Annotated in this window: 17 protein-coding genes; 11 read left to right on the top strand and 6 right to left on the bottom strand. The window is 36.7% G+C overall.

Annotated features, from left to right (window positions below; genetic code table 11):
* Window positions 1–367 (bottom strand): serine hydrolase domain-containing protein (locus LUD75_RS13775; protein WP_232706324.1); only part of this gene is annotated, 367 nt, incomplete at its 3' end.
* A 341-nt stretch (window positions 368–708) separates the two neighbouring features.
* Here LUD75_RS13775 and LUD75_RS13770 point away from each other — a divergent pair.
* The 4 genes from LUD75_RS13770 (at window position 709) to LUD75_RS13755 (ending at window position 4,984) form a co-directional block, all read left to right on the top strand.
* Complete coding sequence (locus LUD75_RS13770; RefSeq protein ID WP_232706323.1) at window positions 709–990, top strand: helix-turn-helix domain-containing protein; 282 nt, start codon at window positions 709–711, stop codon at window positions 988–990.
* 99 nt (window positions 991–1,089) lie between these two features.
* Window positions 1,090–2,538 (top strand): DUF3945 domain-containing protein, encoded by a 1,449-nt coding sequence (locus LUD75_RS13765; protein ID WP_232706322.1) that lies wholly within the window; start codon window positions 1,090–1,092, stop codon window positions 2,536–2,538.
* Between the two features lie 69 nt (window positions 2,539–2,607).
* Entirely contained in the window at window positions 2,608–4,728 is a 2,121-nt protein-coding gene (locus LUD75_RS13760; protein ID WP_232706321.1) for a type IA DNA topoisomerase, read from the top strand.
* Window positions 4,729–4,798: 70 nt separating this feature from the next.
* Window positions 4,799–4,984: a hypothetical protein gene (locus tag LUD75_RS13755; RefSeq protein ID WP_232706320.1), complete on the top strand. Its 186-nt coding sequence runs from the start codon at window positions 4,799–4,801 to the stop codon at window positions 4,982–4,984.
* A gap of 278 nt (window positions 4,985–5,262) precedes the next feature.
* On the opposite strand, the gene LUD75_RS13750 is transcribed toward LUD75_RS13755, so the two are convergent.
* Window positions 5,263–5,874, bottom strand: coding sequence for a hypothetical protein (locus LUD75_RS13750; RefSeq protein WP_232706319.1), 612 nt, complete (start codon window positions 5,872–5,874; stop codon window positions 5,263–5,265).
* Window positions 5,875–6,039: 165 nt separating this feature from the next.
* Here LUD75_RS13750 and LUD75_RS13745 point away from each other — a divergent pair, with 165 nt between their 5' ends.
* Both LUD75_RS13745 and LUD75_RS13740 read left to right on the top strand, forming a co-directional pair.
* Complete coding sequence (locus tag LUD75_RS13745; protein WP_232706317.1) at window positions 6,040–6,177, top strand: hypothetical protein; 138 nt, start codon at window positions 6,040–6,042, stop codon at window positions 6,175–6,177.
* Window positions 6,131–7,060 (top strand): hypothetical protein, encoded by a 930-nt coding sequence (locus LUD75_RS13740; RefSeq protein WP_232706315.1) that lies wholly within the window; start codon window positions 6,131–6,133, stop codon window positions 7,058–7,060. Before LUD75_RS13745 ends, LUD75_RS13740 begins: the two co-directional genes overlap by 47 nt.
* 242 nt (window positions 7,061–7,302) lie before the next feature.
* Here LUD75_RS13740 and LUD75_RS13735 read toward each other — a convergent pair whose 3' ends face one another.
* Window positions 7,303–7,734, bottom strand: coding sequence for a RidA family protein (locus LUD75_RS13735; protein ID WP_232706314.1), 432 nt, complete (start codon window positions 7,732–7,734; stop codon window positions 7,303–7,305).
* A gap of 1,146 nt (window positions 7,735–8,880) precedes the next feature.
* On the opposite strand from LUD75_RS13735, the gene yhhA reads away from it, so the two are divergent.
* Genes yhhA through LUD75_RS13715 form a run of 4 tightly spaced genes read left to right on the top strand, consistent with a single transcriptional unit; the run spans window position 8,881 to window position 11,637 of the window.
* Window positions 8,881–9,078, top strand: coding sequence for a YhhA family cyclophane-containing RiPP (gene yhhA, locus LUD75_RS13730; RefSeq protein ID WP_232706313.1), 198 nt, complete (start codon window positions 8,881–8,883; stop codon window positions 9,076–9,078).
* On the top strand, window positions 9,029–10,216 hold the full coding sequence (gene yhhB, locus LUD75_RS13725; RefSeq protein ID WP_262908209.1) for a cyclophane-forming radical SAM/SPASM peptide maturase YhhB: 1,188 nt from the start codon (window positions 9,029–9,031) through the stop codon (window positions 10,214–10,216). The genes yhhA and yhhB overlap by 50 nt, the downstream gene beginning before the upstream one ends.
* Window positions 10,209–10,784: a cyclophane-containing peptide 2OG-Fe(II) oxygenase YhhC gene (gene yhhC, locus LUD75_RS13720; RefSeq protein ID WP_232706311.1), complete on the top strand. Its 576-nt coding sequence runs from the start codon at window positions 10,209–10,211 to the stop codon at window positions 10,782–10,784. The genes yhhB and yhhC overlap by 8 nt, the downstream gene beginning before the upstream one ends.
* Before the next feature lie 4 nt (window positions 10,785–10,788).
* The gene (locus tag LUD75_RS13715; protein WP_232706310.1) at window positions 10,789–11,637 is read left to right on the top strand and encodes an HEXXH motif-containing putative peptide modification protein; all 849 of its coding nucleotides are present in this window, start codon (window positions 10,789–10,791) and stop codon (window positions 11,635–11,637) included.
* On the opposite strand, the gene LUD75_RS13710 is transcribed toward LUD75_RS13715, so the two are convergent.
* From LUD75_RS13710 to LUD75_RS13700, 3 genes are all read right to left on the bottom strand, one after another.
* Window positions 11,618–12,388 (bottom strand): hypothetical protein, encoded by a 771-nt coding sequence (locus LUD75_RS13710; protein ID WP_232706309.1) that lies wholly within the window; start codon window positions 12,386–12,388, stop codon window positions 11,618–11,620. The two genes, LUD75_RS13715 and LUD75_RS13710, sit on opposite strands and share 20 nt — an antisense overlap.
* Window positions 12,385–13,782 (bottom strand): AAA family ATPase, encoded by a 1,398-nt coding sequence (locus tag LUD75_RS13705; protein WP_232706308.1) that lies wholly within the window; start codon window positions 13,780–13,782, stop codon window positions 12,385–12,387. The genes LUD75_RS13710 and LUD75_RS13705 overlap by 4 nt, the downstream gene beginning before the upstream one ends.
* Window positions 13,783–14,036: 254 nt before the next feature.
* On the bottom strand, window positions 14,037–14,333 hold the full coding sequence (locus tag LUD75_RS13700) for a helix-turn-helix domain-containing protein (protein ID WP_232706307.1): 297 nt from the start codon (window positions 14,331–14,333) through the stop codon (window positions 14,037–14,039).
* A 647-nt stretch (window positions 14,334–14,980) separates the two neighbouring features.
* Between LUD75_RS13700 and LUD75_RS13695 the strand changes: the two genes are divergently transcribed.
* On the top strand, window positions 14,981–17,986 hold the full coding sequence (locus LUD75_RS13695) for a SusC/RagA family TonB-linked outer membrane protein (RefSeq protein ID WP_232706306.1): 3,006 nt from the start codon (window positions 14,981–14,983) through the stop codon (window positions 17,984–17,986).
* The last annotated feature ends 9 nt before the right edge of the window (window positions 17,987–17,995 follow it).

Below are 17,995 nucleotides of genomic sequence, written 5' to 3'. Positions count from 1 at the left end.
CTTTCCATTCGTTTGGGATATGAGAGATATATAAAGAAATTGGATTATCGATTTTTAATTTTCCTTGCTCCTGTAACTGCATGATTGCTACTCCAACAAAAGCTTTTGTCATAGAGTTAATCGAGAACGTTGTTTTTGAATTGGTAGCAACCCGATGTTCAAGATTCGCAAAACCATAACTATGTAGTTTTTCTAATTTTCCATCTTTAATTATTGCCAACTGGAGTCCGGGGATCTTCATTTGGCTCATTTTCTCTTTGATAAAAACATCGATGCTGTCAGAAGTGCCTTGAGCAAACAGCAGTTGTGAAAATGTTGAAATGATTAATAACACAAAGGTCTTATTGGTTGCAAATAATTTTTTCATAATATCTATAAATGTAAATTATAATAAAGACAATTATAGCGACCAACTTATTACATTGGGATTTGTTATTGATTATGTCAAATCTTGCCTAGTACTAACTAAAGTTAATTGAGTATGCCATTCTGCTTCGCTGAAGGTGATAATTGTATTTAAATTTGATCTCCTTAAATTTTAAAAAGCTTCTAAATTCCAGACTTTCTCCAACAATAAAAAAAAATCCCTTATAAATCTTTTCGGTACTACGAAAAGGTAGTGATTTTTTGTGATGTTCATTCTTCAACTTTACCATATTAAAAGTTGATCAACTGTTCAAATCATTATTAACATCAAAAATCACCGTTATGAATACCGAAAGAACAGAATTTATAGCATGGATGGAAAGAATCATGGACCGATTTGACATCCTTAAAGAACAAGTATCATCCAGCCAATCCAAATACATTGAGATCGACGGCGAAGTATTGCTTGACAATCAGGACGTATTGCAACTGCTAAAGATCAGTTCAAGATCATTGCAGCGCTACCGCACCGACAAAAAACTGCCGTACTATACCATCAGTGGCAAGCTTTACTACAAGCTGTCCGATGTCCATCAGCTTATCAGAGAATGTTTAAGCTCTTAACAGGCCAGAGACATTCAAAGCCAAGGCAGCCTATCCAAAACCACATTACAAAGATCGACAATATCTGCTTTTATTTTCGCTTCATCAAAATTAGTTGTGATGGAAGAAAAAGCACAAAATGAAAACAGTGAGGTCAAGCCGGTATCGGACACACTCTTGGTTCTTAACAAAGACACCAACAAGATTGAAATGGTCAAAGGCTTGGACAAAGATGGAAATCTGCAAAAGCTCCCACCGGAAAAAATAAAGGATAACGAACAATGGATCCGGGTTGACAAGCACGGTGACTTGTTCTCCAACTTCTTCTCCAATTTCTACCGGCAGCTAAAGAACCCATCTCAATTCAATTTCTTCAAGGTCTCGGAATACGATGCGGTCAGCACTGCAAAAGAACTTCAGCAATATGTTGATAACGCATCTCCCGAAGATAAGGAGGTACTGAAAGCATACGAGATGCTGCCAAAAAATACAAACCAATTAAAAGATCATAATACAATGGAAAACAACACAGACACTCAGGAGTACCGCTTTCAGCCAGAACAGATCGACTGGAAGACAATGGAAAAATTCGGGCTGAATCAGGAAAAGCTTGAAAAGATGAATGCTATGGATCCTCTACTCAGAGGATTCAAGACTAATAATTTGATTCCTATCACTATCGATCTGGGAACAGCGGTCAGTAAAATGGATGTGAGGTTATCACTACAGACAGCAGACAATGGCGAGATCGCCGTTAACCTGCACGGCATCCGGAAGGAACCTAACTACAACCTTAAGTTCCTCGGTCACGAGTTTACCGAGGAAGACAAAAAGAACCTTAAGGAAAGCGGAAATATGGGAAGGGTCGTCGACCTTGTCAATCCCAAGACCGACGAGATCATCCCATCCGTGATCAGCCGTGACCGCCTCACCAATGAACTTGTGGCCTACAGGGCAGAATACATCAAGGTTCCCGATGAAATCAAAGGCATCAAGCTGGATGACCACCAAAAACAAACCTTGTTCGAAGGCAAACCGCTTTATCTTGAAGGAATGACCTCCAAAAAAGGCGAACCTTTCGATGCCACGGTACAGTTCAATGCCGACAAGCGTTATGTCGAATTCATCTTCAACAACAACCAGAACCAGCAACAATCCCAACAACAGGATCAATCCAATCAGCCAGCTCAAAAGAACGATGGGGAAGCCCCGAAAGTATTCCGAGGAAAAGAGCTGGATGAAGTTCAGTATGACAAGTTCAAAGCAGGGCAGACGGTTTATGTGGATGGTCTTGTAGATGGCAAAGGAAAAGTCTATCAAGGTTACATTACCTTCAATAAGGAAACCGCAAAGACAGAATTCTCCTTTACCAACCCCAACAAATTAAAGGAAAAGGCCCAACCATCCGAAGACCATAAGACCCAAAAAGCGGTCAATTCCGATGGCAAGACCAATGAAGCCACTAAGAACATCAAAGAACCATTGGAGCCTAAACAACAGCAGCCTGCAAATAAGCAACAGGAGGCCCAGCAGAAGAAACTGGTCAGATCGAAAGGGCGTAAGATGTAATTACTTAATTACAATTAAACAACTATCCTAATCAACAAATACAGTTACTACCACAATAAATCCAATCCTATGAAAGCCATTATCGCAGAAAAGCCCAGTGTTGCAAGAGAAATTGCACAATTGTTAAATGCCAACGAAAGAAAAGACGGTTACCTCGAAGGCAATGGTTACTGCGTAACCTGGGCATTAGGTCATTTGGCGTCTCTGGGAATGCCGGAAGATTATGGTATAAGAGGCTTTGACAAAGCCTCTTTGCCTATCTTTCCAGATCCATTCCTATTGATTCCCAGAACCATCAAAAAGCAAAACAACAAAGGTTACCAGCCTGATCCTTCCGCAGTCAAACAACTAAGGATCATTAAAAATGTGATCGATCAATGCGACAGCATTATTGTAGCTACCGATGCCGGAAGGGAAGGAGAGCTCATCTTCCGCTACATCTACCACTATCTCCAATGTAAAAAACCTTTCGAAAGACTCTGGATCAGTTCCCTTACTGAAAAAGCCATACAGGAAGGCTTCAAAAAACTTCAACCAGGCTCAGCATTCGACGGTTTGTACGAGGCAGCAAAAACCAGGAGCGAAGCCGACTGGCTGGTCGGAATCAATGCTACCCAGGCATTGAGCATTGCCGCCAATGAAGATGTCTATTCTTTAGGCAGGGTACAGACCCCGACACTCGCTTTGATCTGCAAAAGATTCGAAGACCATCAAAATTTCACAAAGAAGAAATACTTCAAGATCCAATTAAAGCACCGAAAAGAATATCTGGATTTCACCAGTCAATCCAATGAACAATGGGATGACAAAAAGCAAACGGAACAGATTCTTAAATCCATAGAGCGGGAGGGCAAAGCCACGGTGGAAGATGTATCCGTTAAAACAATTCAGGAGCAGTCACCCTTACTATTTGATCTGACAGAACTTCAAAAGGAGGCAAACAGAAAGTTAGGTCTGTCGGCTGATGAGGTTTTGCAGACCGCACAGTCACTTTACGAAAAGAGATTCATTACCTATCCCAGAACCGGCAGTAAATATATTCCCGCAGACCTTTGGGCAGAAATCCCGGAACTGGTCAGAATTCTCAATACCGTCGATCAGTTCAAACCTGCCATTTCAACAATCAAATTCGGGAACTTTAACAAAAAGATGGTCAATGACCTCAAGGTGACCGATCACCACGGATTACTGGTCACCACAAAAATACCATCAGCACTCACCGCAAAAGAAAAAGCCATTTACGATATGATCGCCTACCGTTTATTGGAATCGCTTTCAGAAAATTGCTCCAAACAGGTCAGCCATATTACGTTCAAAGTATACCACTATGAATTCAGCATCAAAGGATCAAAAATACTCCACAAAGGCTGGCGGGCCATCAAGGGAATTCTGTCAGAACATAACGCTAATAACAAAAATAACGACAGCACTTATAATAACCATAATGTCGAAGAAACACTGATTGAACTTCCTGAAATCAAGATCGGGGATGAACTGAAGATCTCCCGAGCAGATCTACAGGAAAAGACCACCCAACCGCCCAAACTGTACAGTGAGGCAGATCTGTTATCAGCCATGGAAAATGCAGGAAGATCGATCGAAGATAAAGAAGCGCAGAAAGCCATTTTAAATATAGGTATTGGCACCCCAGCTACCAGAGCCTCCATCATTGAAACCCTGCTCAGCAGAAATTACATCATCCGAAAAAGCAAAGCCCTGGTACCAACAGAAAAAGGTTTAAAAGTTTTCGACCTTGTCAAAGACCAAAAGATCGCCAATATACAAATGACCGCAGAGTGGGAGATGGCATTGGATAAGATCGAAAAAGGCGAACTGAATTCAAAACAATTCATCACCCACATCAAAGATTATACAAAAGAGATCACCAAAGAACTATTATCACTCTCAATTCATAAAGAAAACATTCCCGAACTCAAATGCCCAAAATGCCAACAGCAACACCTCATCATCAAAGACAAGATCATCAAATGTCCTGATGAACAATGCAACTGGATGCAGTTCAGAAATGTCTGCGGTGTACAGCTAAGCACACAAGAAATAACTTCACTCATCAACAACAGAAAAACAACGCTCATCAAAAATATGAAAGCCAAAAACGGCAAAAAGTTCAGTGCCTATATTGTTTTGAAAGAGGACCACCAAGCCATATTTGAATTCCCGGATCACTGAATTTATCTTTAAAATAAGTATCTTAGAAATAAAAAATATGAAAGTGTTTTTATGTTATAAACATTCATCAGTGGAAATCAAATGGAACCTGCCATTCTTTCCCCGTACCGGAGAATATATTTCAACCACCGAACTTTTATCCGAAAAACAAAATAGACAGCTTGGAGCCAAAAATGATTATCTCAAAATCATCAACATCTCATGGTTTCTGTATAGAGATGGTAGACAGTCTGCTGTGGAAATTCTATTAGAGTAACAAGCTACCGAATACTTTAATTTTGGTTGTAGAAATATATTTATCCGGATATTGTAAAATTATTACATCATATGATTTGCAATATTATCATTAAAGATACTTCCTTAGAATATTAAATCGCTTAGCAACTTTAAATAATGATCTTGATTGGGCTCAGCAACAAAGAATACAATAAATTCATGGAGAGCCATTTGAAAATTTTCTTTATTGGCATCGAATAAATCCTTTACGGCGGTATCTGAATCAGTGATATACATGATCCCGTCAAAATCAGCAATTTAATAGTCCATCATATTGGTAACAGGATTAACTTTAAAGAAAAATGCATCAACAAAGAGCGCTAAGTTAGCCTTAGCCGCACTCATTAGATTATTCAGCATTTCTTTGACGAAATCTTCAAAATTCTCTATTTTCTCAATCTCATGATCATAGACAAATTGTTCCGCTATGCTGTCGATCAATTTAATTTTGTACATTTTCTCTCGGTCAATCTTTGACGGATCCTCAATGAGGCTAGCCAAATCAAAATCCTTGCATAATTCCAACACCCTATAAGTGACATTTTCTTTATTGATCATCCTCATCGATATAGAACCGCAATGCGGAGCCGAGCGCACTGTATTCGGACTAACAAAATAGCCTTCATCAGGATTGGCATTTAAATCCTCAGTTTCAAGGGTACTTTTATCATATAAATCAAGGAACGCTAAAGTCTCCATTGCTGACTGAGACAATGATTTATAAATTTCAATAATCTTTGGGGCTGCGGAAGGATCTGCCGATCTTTTATGTATCACTTCTCGGACTTCCTCATTTTCGGAGACGAGGACTTTGAACACATGCCAATGGTTACCGTTACCAATCCTTTCTTCTTTAATTATCTTTCTCATTTATTTTGATCTTATTGTTTTTCTTATTTCAATAGAGACAAAAGTACAGAAGTTCGGAATACCGATACTCAGTATTCTCACTATACTTAGCTATCGGGGAAAATTTTCCTGAATTTTTTATTAGGTGTATATCTTTGTCCTATTAACAATTAAAAATTAAGTTTTATGTCAAAGAAACCAATGACCAAAGAGGATGCTGCTAGAATTCAGTCAGCAGAAGCCAGGAAATCCGGAGGCGCAGTCAAAAAGGATAGTTTTGCAGCAAGAGCGACCAAGTCGGCAAGTAAAAATTCTAAAAAATAATTGGAAAAAGGGTTTATCTTTAGGTAAACCTTTTTTTATGTATCAGCTACTTCTGGAAAAATTGGATGCCAAAAGTTGTTCAATGGATGATCCGAAATTTAACCATTACAGCTCGGAGCTGTACAATATATTTTTAGAAGGGGAATGGAAGACCTTCCGCCCCATTTTTCCTGAAAGTTTCAGGCAACTGCAACACGATCTGAATGCTGCCTTTAATCAAATGGAAAATTCCTTACCTGATAACTCGATTGATATCAACTTAGAAATGAAACATCTTTCTGCAATCATAGAGCAGTATGATACTTTAAAAACAATTCTATCAAACTATCATCAATATGCCAGTCTTTTTATACAGATGATCCTCTTTCAGAAAATATGCCTATTAAGCATCATATCCATACAGAATAAAAAATTGTCGTATCAATCACAAGATGTTCTCAATTTCCTGGATAAGAAGATCCGATTCAGTCAGAGCTTTATTGCGAAAGAGTGGGAGGTTGACAATGATACGCTGTCCAAATGGTTTGAAATTCAGTACGGCACCAATATTTTTGCCAGCAGAAAAAAAATTAAACTTTCCGAATATATTGCGATCTTTAAAGATCTTTTTATCCTTGAAGAGCATAGGAATGATAAGGCATTAGGCCATGCGATCGAAGCTGATCTTATGGATTTTTACAATTCACTGGCATTAAAAGGCAAGACTTATAGTAAGAAAGATATTATCGAAGAATGCTTTAATCCTGACGAAAAACTATCGACACATCAGTATGAGCAGGCCAGAATTGCGCTTGAAAAGAGATTCTCCTTTTATTCGCACGTTAACAAATATCCTGTATCTATAGCTTTTCAAATGATATCAGAACTAAAAAAGATTTGCTAATTATCATTTTCTACTTGCAGAATTAAGGTTTTCCGGATCTTTTTTTGATTTCCAACATATGAGTTCCCCAGTCCGTATATTTCAGTTCTGGTCTCAATCTCTCAATATAATCAACTCCGTCCTGCGTCAATCTTCCTACAAAATCCAGCTGTAAATTTCACCTCTTTTCATATGCATTAGTTTTAGTGTCCTTGTGAGTTTATTTTAGCTTTTGCATAAAATGATTTAACTGCCTAAGTAAACTACTTTGGTAAGTGTGCAACCAATTCCACTTCTAATTTAGAATCCGGCATATATAATCTTTGCACCTGTACCCAAGTTGCCGCTGGAAAATCATTATTGTAGAATTTCTTGCGAACATTATTGTATTTTTTCATTGCCTCGATGTCTGTAGTGTATAAGTTTTCTTTTACAACGTTGTCAAATGTAGCTCCATAATTTGCCAGAACCGCTTTTAAATTATTGTAAACGGAAGTGATTCCTTCAGGTGTAATATTATTCGTCACTACTCCCGATATATAAACTACATTGTCAAACTTCACAGCCTGAGCATAGCCAGTTGTACTATCCTGTGATTTGTTATTCCAATGCCATTTCTCTTTGTGGATTTTGCTCTCTTGTGAAAACACGTTGCAGAAAGCCAAAAAAAAGCTGATCATTAAGATATTTCGCATAATTTATATTTCCGTTGAAGTTAAGTATATATATTTGGAATGTTACAAAAAAGCAGCCCTAAAGCTGCTAATTCCATTCATCCTTTGTTAATCTCCCTTCTCATGTTCATGAGGTTTTAGTTTTGGATGTTTAGGTTGATTTGGAGGTGTGACTCTCCTTCTTTTGTCGGGCTCGCCATCTGGTTTTTTCGGTTTATGTCCCGGCTTGATTGCTTCGATCGTGCTCATAGCAAAAAGAATTGGTTAATACTTATTGATGATATCAAAACAGATTAATATCAGCCTCAAAAGTAAGCCTCCATTTTATAAATTCTTTACGGAAAACCGTATTGAAATTTCTTATACGTAAAATAAGAAATGTTCTACAATCAACAACTGTTGGAGAAGTATACGATGATGTCTTGGTAGAGTTGCTGTATGTTGAATGCTGAGGATTTTTAGCCCATCCACATTAATTTTCCCATTTGATCTTTCTATAATTTTTCCTTTTGGGTCTTGATGATAAATAAACTTCTATGCCTTTAGGAATAAATGTGGTAGAAGTTTCGCTGTTAATGCTGGGATAGAGTGGTGTATCTTCCTCTAGTAGGACAGTATAATAATTAGTACATGAAATTACTGAGAGGAGTAATACGAGATAAAGTAATGTTTTTTCATTGTTGTTAATTTTATTTATTTACAAATCCAAATATGCTTTAGCACTTTTTGTTATTTACTACTACATACTTATTGCCTTCAAAAGAATAAGATTCTATCTCATCAGTTCTATCTATATAATCGATGAGGATCGCTTCTTTTCTCATAATATTTTGATTAAAAATTTTGCATCAGTTAACTATCTGCAAATATACTGATGTACTTCTTCTATTAATAAGAACCATTTTTAGATATGTTTAAAATGAAGGGGATCAACAATGTTTTAAACAAAATTTTTTCTTTTTAAAACATTTCTAATTTTCATAATAAAACTTTTGAGGTTTTATAGTAAAAAACTTATTTACAGTAACTTATGTATGCATTTAAACTATTCTATTTGTTTGAAATTTTTATTAGATTTTATTTTATATATCTGAATATAAGGTTGTTATGATATTGGCTAAAAAAAATCTATTTTTTTTTATACCTTTACGGAAAATAAATCTATCTATGAAACTAAATAATTCTTCCACAGGAACAATTTCGTCAAATGTAATTGCACAAAAAACTGACAAACAAATTTCCCCTGTGGAAACAAAAGTGTCCAGTTCTGTTTTGCAAAGATTGATGCAGGAGGTAAAGAATGATGCCGTGAATAATGTTTCTGCTTATAACCGAACACACAACCGTCATAACCGTGGCAGATAAAATATTTCATAATCCTCAACTTGATACCATATTAATAAAACTAGCGAGCAGGTGTAATATCAATTGTTCCTATTGCTACGTATATAACATGGGGGATTCTAATTGGTCATCTATGGAAAAGCAGATGACTGAATCCACAATGGTAGCGATTGCAAAATCGTTAGCAGAATTGGCTGATTTCCAGAATCAGAAATTTAGTATTGTTTTACACGGGGGAGAGCCTTTATTGATCGGCGCAAAGAAGTTGGATTTTTTGCTTTCACTTCTAAGAGATTCTCTTAATGAAGAATATCCAATTAGCATACAGACAAATGGAATTTTGATTACTTCTGAAATTCTGGATATTTGTTCAAAAAATAGAACAAGTGTCGCGGTAAGTATCGATGGATATAAGGAAATCAATGATAGATTTAGAATTGGTCACAATAATAAGGGCACATTTGATCAAGTAGTTAAGGGAATCGATATTCTCAAATCTCATTCTGACCATGAATTTCTAAATGCTGGTCTTTTAGCTGTCATAGATCCATCTTCTGACGCTGAAAAAATATATTCATTTTTTAAAGAATTGGAGGCTCCAAGCGTTGATTTTTTGTACAAGGATGGAAACCATACCATTCTTCCATTAGGGAAAGCTACTGTTAATTCTACTGAATATGGGGAGTGGATGACTAAACTTCTGAATGTATATCTTAACGATAAGAATCCACTTCCCATAAGAATCCTCGACGATATGCTAAAGGTTTTATTAGGTGGAACTGTTTCTAAAGAAGGAATGGGAATCACCGATTACGGAATAGCAATTATTGATACTAACGGCGTTATAATGAAGAATGATACTTTGAAGAGTTCTTTTGATGGAGCAGATAAATTTAAAAAGCCAATAAATATTAAAGACGGAAAATTATTAGATTTTATTGCCAGCAAAGAGTTTAATGAGTATCGTCAAATGCAGAGGCCCAGTAGTGAGAAATGTCTCGATTGTCCAATACTCGATATTTGCGGAGGCGGCATGATTTTACATCGGTGGAAAGATGGAGCTCAGTTTAATAATCCTTCTGTATATTGCTCTGATCAACAACTTTTAGTAGAAAATATGAGTCAATTAATTTCAAAATTTTATCAAGTCAATGCATAATCATGATATATTAGATTTCGATGATGTAATTATTGAAAATGAGCCATTTAACCACTTTTTTGTAAACTTGGTACTAAAAGACGGATTAGAAATAAAATTACTTGAGTGGTTAGAATCTACGGATAATTGGGATTTCACTGAAACAGATTTTTATACTCAATATGAGTTTAGCTTGCTAAATGTTGATATTCCGGAAGAGCTCTTTTCTTTGTTAGACCCTCAAACAATTAATTGTATTAAAAAACAATTTAATACAAATTCTTTAGAGCTAGTTGGTCTTACTGTACATAAATTGATTGACGGATACAAGATGGGCGTTCATAACGATTTTATTGGAAAGGATGAATCACATCGTTTTCTTATTCAGATTAATTCGGGTTGGACGGAAGATAATGGAGGATACCTAATGCTTTTTAATTCGATGAATTCAGAAGATGTTTCAAAAATTATAATGCCGTTAAACAATACTGGATTTGGATTCGAGATTTCTCCAAAATCTTATCATGCAGTTTCTACCGTTTATAATTTTTCCAGATACACGTTAGTTTATACTTTTAAAGATATCTAATGAGATGATGGAAGATAAAATAATACAATTTCTTAATAATCCTTTTCCTATTTGGGAAACTGATTTAACAACAGATTTGGTAAACGAAGAATTATTGCAGTTGGCAAAGTCAGGATTGAATTCTGATAATTATAGTACTTCGGGTGGATATTTTAAGAATGTTTTCGAATTAAAGAAAATCCCAATTATAGTATCTAGACAATCTGCAACAGAATCAACATATTTAGAGTATCCTGATTTTTCAGCATTTAATTTTTTCTATGAAGAACATGGATTGGAGCCTGAGGAATACACCGTAATTACTAGTGATCCCATAGATAGATTAAAAACAGCTTTAGATATTTTCAATTTGATACCTGATGTAAGCCGTTGTATTTCTTTATTGGTAAGAAGAATACAGGTTTTAAAATCAGTTGATGAAGAAATAGATATTAGTTATAGCCACCCTGAAATACCGTTTTCAATTTTTGTTTCCTTATGTTCTTGCTCATCAATAATTTCTAATTTACGCGTAGCAGAATCGATATTACATGAAGCAATGCATCTTAAGCTTACGTTAATTGAAAAACATATCAATCTTATAAAGCCAGAAACAACGGAAACATTCTATTCACCTTGGCGAGATGAACAAAGACCAGTAAGAGGGGTATTGCATGGGCTTTTTGTTTTTAGCGCAATAAAACTTTTCTATGAAAACCTATTACAAATGCCCTTTGATCCAAAAACTATTAATTTTCTAAAATATAAAATTGAAGATATTAATACTGAATTCGAGACCATTGTTCAATTTACAAAAAATAAAGGACTTACAGAAGCTGGTAAAATATTTTCAACTAATTTGTTACAAAATTAAAAGTCTTTAGATAAGCTCTTGCGGCAGAAGAAAACTCTGCTTCATCATTCTGGCAATCTCGTATATATTTTTTGGCTTTAGATATCTCCTTTGCGCTATGTACAGAGTGAAAACCAATTATGGCTATTCTCGCATCTATATCTTCTAATAATTTTTTTCGTTTATTATTCAATGCATCTCTGTCCAAACCACAAATTTCAATAGTTGCTTTTCCAAATTTAGTTAATTCTTTTGGCAAAGGACCCTCGAACGTAATATGTCTTTCCGGATTTTTATCATGATCTCCTGATGGATGTAAAAGTAAAGATTCTTCAGATTTATAATCAGCATGATGATTTTTTGCTCGCAATTTCTCATCTACTATCGGGAATCTGTTGCCCTTGTATTTTGTAGAATTGCAGCCGGAGCAGACAAAAAATAGATTGTCCCAATCAAATGCAAGCCAATAATATCCGGGACGAATTAATTTATCTTTTTTGTTTATTTTATAACCCTTTTTTGGACGAAAATGCTCTACAGCGCCAAATTCGTCAACTTGATCTTTTTCACAAAAACAACATTTATTGTGTTGAGAGTTTTTTAAAATTTTTTTTACTGAACTATGACCATATATTTTGTTGCCGATATCAAATCCCGTGGAATCTAAAGTAGAGCCAGGTTTATCATAATCAACACAATTTTTATTATTTTCAGCCACTCCCTCATTTAGTAATTTTGCAGGTATGTCACTTGGTTTTTTAATTCTGATCATAAACTGATAGGAATTTTGTTATCGCGAATTTTTTTTGCTAAAGCTGAAATAATTTCTCTGTTTTCTAATTCTTCCGGATTATCACCAGTAGGATATTGCGCAAGTTTTTCTGTCAAATCTTTTAATTTTTCTTTTTCACTTTTGGACAATTTATTTTTATTTTTCAACTTTTCACGTTCTTTGAAGATTTGATCATATTGAGGTCCTCTAGAACTTTTTAAATTAAAAAACTCACTCGTTAAGATCTGATCTACACGCCAGCCATCTATTCCTTTTGGTTCATTTATTATTTTTACACCTTCATTTGAATCAAATTGTAGTACGGCATAGTTCCCATTAATTGCAGCTTGAACCATAAGTGGACTATGGGCAGTTGCTATAAATTGAATATTAGGAAAAGCATTTGTTAAATTAGAAATAATTTCGTTTTGCCACAGAGGATGTAAATGCTGATCAATTTCATCTATTAAGACAATTGCAGGCTCGGAGAGTGGAGCATCACTTTCTGGATACTGATTAAATAACCGCCAAGCTAAATCTACAGTCCAAGAAATGACATTTTTATATCCTAAGCTAAAACTTGAAAATGGTATACTTTCACCATACTTAGTAGAAATCACCACCTGACCCTGTCGTAAAATGCCATTTACCAATTTTGGGGTTGAAATATTGATACTTTCAACATTTTCAAAATCAGGTAAAATTGATACTAACATATCTATTACATTGCTTTTGAAACGTTCGTATTTAATTTTATCTTTTTTATCTGCTCCCAAAGATGCATAATTAATTGTGTGCAAAATTTCTTCAGCGTCGTATAGCTCGGTTTGTTCTTTTAGAAAATTAGGAATAGAATCCTCAAGATCAACAGAGGTAATATTTTGATTTCCCAATTTTCTTGATGCACTATATGCAAAAATTATTATATTATTGTTTAAAAAAAATTTTTCTGAATTGGTAGTCACAGGGGTGTCAAATTCTTCCAAATTTCGATCAGCCGTAAGACCAATTTTAATTTTTGTTTCACAAGATTTAATTTTTTTCTTGCCTGCCAAACTATTAATAGCACGATCTGCTAAGAAAACTGCGTTAATTTTAGCAGTATTCATATTGTTTCGGACAATTTTTACTAAAGTTGAATTTTCTTCATCGCTAATAATTGGCTCAATCCTCTCTATATTTAATATCTCACCAACGTCTGAATTGTTAGGTAATTGAGGTTTAGCCCACGCGATTGATTGTAAAATTGTAGATTTTCCTATCCCATTATCGCCTAATATAAGAGTCCACTGAGATAACTCTCCATTTTCATTTTCTAACTTTAGTTCTACATCTCCAAAAGTTCTGATATTGGATAGATTTAATTCTTTTATGTAAATCGGAATATTATTCATTGACTATTATTTTTGATGAAACAATCATTTCTTTCATTTCTTATAAAATTAAGTAAAATTTTGTATTTACTTTATATTGGAAATTTTAAAAATTGGTGTATTGTAGGATTAGACTCAAATGTTAAATACTATTTTTGATAAACAAGATGATAAATCGCCATTGCGACTTAGGCTTGGATTATTTTCTTGAAAATTGATTGACATTCTTTATTTAATTTAAATTATATTGAAATAAATCAGGTCTTACTAAAGTTTTAATCTGGAATATTGATGCCTTTTTCATTTTCGAATTCTGTAAAGAATTTCTCCAAGGAATATTGTTCATGTCTTAGTATGTTATAAATAGTCGACATGGGAATATTATAACCTTCGGGTAATTTCAATTTTGAAATAGTTGAAGAGGTTATTCCACATAGTTTAGCATATTCATTTTGCGAAATTATTTCCCCTTTCTGGTTGCGATAGTCACGTAAGAATTTACCTTCAATAAAATTGCATAAATGCTTATTTACGAGTGTGTTTTTCTTATTAAGAATATCTTTATCTGGCATTTTATAAAATCTTTATCAAAAGAAGAGATTAAAATGAAAAATACTGTTCGCTTTAGCGAACGATTTGAGATTTTTTTATTATATTTGTAGAATAAGTTATAGAAATGTAACTTTGCGATACTTCAAAGAATAATAGAAGCTATTGCTTAGAATCTCGACTTGAAAACTGGTACTTTAAAAGCAGCGAGAGGATAAGTAAGCGGCTCACGACCTAGGCGTGGGTCTCTTCCTCTTATCTGTTGCACGGTATACCAGTACCCCAAGTCGGATAATGTAGAGTTCCATGCCGTCTTTTTCCAATGCAGTTCGCTATATTTTTACATAACAATCTAAGCCCGCTTCCTAAAAATAGTATCAGACACGATACAATAGGAGGGTACAACCTATTGCGGCTTTAAATAGCTTACACGGGACACAGATTTCATTCATATCAAATTCTTTCCGGTGCCTTGCGGTCACTGCTTTAGATCCTCACCAGTCCTTTTTCATACCTAAAGGCATCAGGAAAGTTTTTATCCATCAATGAATTCACTACTATAATTACAAAAACTAAAAACAAAAAAGCCCTTTCCAATCAGTTCGCACACCTATAGGGAAAGAGCAAAGCTTAGTAATTACTGAACAATTAAAAAACCTTTTACAAATCTATGAAAAATTCCTATTACAAGATAGGAGGTATTTTCTTTGGCCTTATGTTGACCGCTGTCAGCAGTAACACAAAAGCCCAAACACGCACCATTTCCGGTACCGTAACCTCATCCAATAAACCTCTTGTAGGAGTAACCATCTCCCAACAGGGCAGTGATCAGGTAACCACTACCAGCGAAAACGGAACCTATACATTAAAGGTTTCAGCAGAAAATCCCATCCTAGTATTCAGACACGCTGATTATTCAGAAGAGCGAATCAGAGCCAACAATCAGAAAGTCATCAATATCAGTTTAAAGGAAAATGTAAAGGGAATAGAAGAAGTTATTCTCAATGCAGGCTACTACAAGGTCAAAGACAAAGAAAGCACCGGTAGTATCGCCAGAGTTTCAGCAAAAGACATAGAAAACCAGCCCGTCAACAATGTGCTCTCTGCCATACAGGGCAGAATGCCGGGTGTCAGCATCACTCAGAATTCCGGCACTGCCGGAAGTGGTTTCGACGTCAAGATCAGAGGTAGAAACAGCTTAAGGAGCTATGCCACGACAGGCTATGACGGCAACAAACCGTTATATATTGTTGATGGGGTACCCTTACCCCAGGTTAATGATTTTAACAGCGGTATGAGTGCCAGTGTCCTTCCTTACAATGACACAAATCCTTTAAATGCCATCAACCCCGATGACATCGAGTCGCTTGAAGTTCTGAAAGATGCCGATGCCACGGCCATTTATGGAAGCAAAGGCGCCAATGGTGTTATTTTAATTACCACAAAAAAAGGAAAAAAGGAAAAACCAGAGGTCAATCTTAGAACCAGCTATGGTCTGGGAGATATGACGAATCAGCCAAAAATGATGAGTCTGGAGGAATATACAAATATGCGGAAGCTGGCCTTTGCGAATGACAGGGTAGCAGTTCCTTCCAATGCCTACGACATCAATGGCGTATGGAATCCGACGAAAACGACGGACTGGCAGAAGTACTTTGTGGGAAACCATTCCGAGATATCGGATGTCCAACTCGGCGTATCGGGTGGCAGTGGCAATACACAATTCTCAATCTCGGGTGGCCACAATGAAGAGACCACTGTTTTTCCCGGCAGCTACCGCTACAAACGAAATAACCTTGGGGTCAATATCAGCCATACCAGTGCTGACAAAAGATTTCAGATCGGTTTCAACGGTACAGCGTCTTTACAGGATAATGTTCTTCCACCTACAGACTTCAATCTGATCTATACGGTTCTTGCGCCTAATGCCCCTGATCTGTATATGCCTAACGGTATGATCAACTGGGAGAACAGCACGTTTACCAATCCCATGGGCCCGGCCACGCAAACCTATTCCATCAAAACAAAGAGCATCAATGCGAACCTAAATTCAAGTTATAAACTCGGGAGTGGGCTGAGCATCAATGTGAACAGTGGTTACAGTGCCTATAACAGCTTCGAGCAGAAGATCTTTCCTAAGACGACGTACAATCCGTCCAGCAATATCGGAAGCAGCAGCTCATCTTTAAGAAAAGCTCAGAAATTAAACGAGAGCTGGATTCTCGAACCGCAACTGAACTACGAAAAAAGATCAGACAAACATCAGTTTGCAGCATTATTAGGGGCATCGCTGCAGGAGCAAAAATCGGATAATATTGTTATTTTGGGAAGGAATTTCCCTTCGGACGATCTTCTGACCAATATGGCTGCGGCAGCGACCATTACAATTCCAAGCGCCTATGAATCTTTATACCGCTATCAGGCAGTATATGCAAGATTCAACTATGGTTATAATAAAAGATACTTTATAAATCTAACAGGCAGAAGGGACGGGTCCAGCAGATTCGGTTCGGAAAGGAGATATGCGAATTTTGGGGCTGTTGGTGCCGCTTGGTTATTTTCGGAGGAAAATCTCTTCGAGGGCCAGTCCTGGTTAAGCTTTGGAAAGCTGAGAACCAGCTATGGCGTTGCAGGCAATGATCAGATCGGCGACTATCAGTATTTTGACACCTATCAATCCACAGGCGGATCGTATGGCGGAAATTCCGGCCTTGTTCCGCAGCGGCTTTATAACAAAAATTTCGGATGGGAACTGACCCGGAAGTTTGAGGCGGCTTTAGAATTAGGGATGTTCAGTCAAAGGCTGAACCTGAACATAGGCTACTATCAAAATACCAGTTCCAATCAGCTGGTCGGAATTCCGATGCCTGCCACTGTAGGATTCAGCAGTATTCAGGCGAATCTGGATGCTACGGTAAGAAACAGGGGACTGGAAGTTTCTCTGGAGTCTGTCCAGATCAAGACAGACCACTGGAGATGGACAACAAGCCTCAATTTTACCTTGCCGGAGAATAAACTGATATCGTTTCCGGATCTTGAAAAATCGACCTATGCCAACAAATTCGAGATAGGCAAATCCATTTCTCTTGTCAAGCTTTACCAGTACAAAGGTATCGACCCGTCCACTGGTCTGTATACTTTCTTCGACACGAATCAGGACGGGATCATCAATGCAGCAGACCGTACAGTCAGCAAAGAAATCAAGGAGTACTGGTACGGGGGATTGCAGAACAGTATTCAATACAAGAACTGGAATTTCGACCTGCTGTTGCAATTCGTCAGCCAGAGCCAGTACAATCTCAAATCCATGTACGGCAATATAGGCTATATGTCGAATATGCCGGCTGTATTCAACGATTACTGGACACCTGATAATCCCAATGCTGAATTCCAAAGACCAAGTGCGGGTTACAGCGCACCGGCGGCTACAGCAAGTTCACTTTTTATGCTTAGTGATGCAACAGTTTCAGATTCATTCACTGTAAGGGTCAAAAACGCGACGTTAACCTACAACATTCCATCTGCTGACAAAGGCAAGCTGAAAGCCAGGGTATTTATGAGTGGTCAGAATCTTTTTGTTTTTACCAACTACAAAGGAGGAAACCCTGAATTTATGCTGGCAGGATACAGCAGTCCGCTGCGAGTGGTCAGCTTTGGAGTATCATTAACCTATTAAACCGCACCA

Origin of the sequence: Epilithonimonas sp. JDS (assembly GCF_021261315.1) — a bacterium.
Lineage (GTDB): Bacteria > Bacteroidota > Bacteroidia > Flavobacteriales > Weeksellaceae > Epilithonimonas.
The sequence above is the reverse complement of the archived record's forward strand: the minus strand, read 5'-3'. Positions and strand labels throughout refer to the sequence as shown.